General features: G+C 49.7%; 1 protein-coding gene. It reads right to left on the bottom strand.

All coding sequences use genetic code 11. From position 1 onward, the window contains the following. Positions 1-962: heme anaerobic degradation radical SAM methyltransferase ChuW/HutW (gene hutW, locus R7E78_RS24885; protein ID WP_318058443.1), on the bottom strand; the 962-nt coding region annotated here is incomplete at both ends.

Genomic DNA, 962 nt, shown 5'->3' on the forward strand with positions numbered 1-962 from the left:
AAACAGCGGCATGAGAAAATCGAACGTATCGCTACCCATAAACATCGGCAGTTTACTTGCCTGAACAATGCCGCGGTCAAATCCGGATTTTAGCGCTGCAAATAATGGCTCTAATGGGCTGTGCTTCATCATCATCGCAATCGTACTTTGCCCTTCATTCACCGCTTTGATGTAGGTGTCTAAAGTGCGGTGCAGCATCATCCCGTAGCCGCCAATGTTGCCACCAGCACCGCATCCAATCGGCAACACTTCTGCGTACGTCTTGGCTAAGCTGTTGTATAGGCTACGCTCACGGTTATCGACGGCCCAGTGGTTCACGCTCAACTGCTTCATATGGTGCTTCGCCATAAAGTTCACACCCAGCTCATACATGCCCGCTTTCTCTGGCGTCGTCGCTGGTGGGGGGATCTTGCCTTTTTCAACGAGATTGAGCATTGGCGCAGTGCCACCCACGACCAACTGATACAAATCCAAGCCATGCGCGCCTGTCGACATAAAATCGTTAAGATCTTGTTCAAGTATTTCTTTGGTTTGATAAGGCAAGCCGTACAACAAGTCGATGATGACTGGGATTTTGTCTTCCTTCGCCAGTTCCGAAACGCGTTTAAGTACGTCTTCTCTATCATCAAGACGCTTTGCACTGCGACGAACTTGAGTGTTGAAGCTCTGCACACCAAAAGAGAAGCGATTAAAGCCGCCATCTAACGCACCTTGATACAACTCATCGGAAAAACGATTGATGCGCCCTTCTAAAGTAATTTCGCAATCAGACGCGAGAGGGAAATAATCATGAATGGCCAGCCCCAGCACGCGAACTTGTTCGGGAGAAAGATCGGTCGGCGTTCCACCACCAATGTAAACCGCATGGAAGATGCCGCTTTGCGTCCAAGGCAGTGCCGCTTTCTCCTTCAAATCCTGCATTAAAGCAGCGAAGTACTCATCGACAAGTTTGCGACTGGCCG

The organism is Vibrio sp. YT-19(2023), from assembly GCF_033337395.1.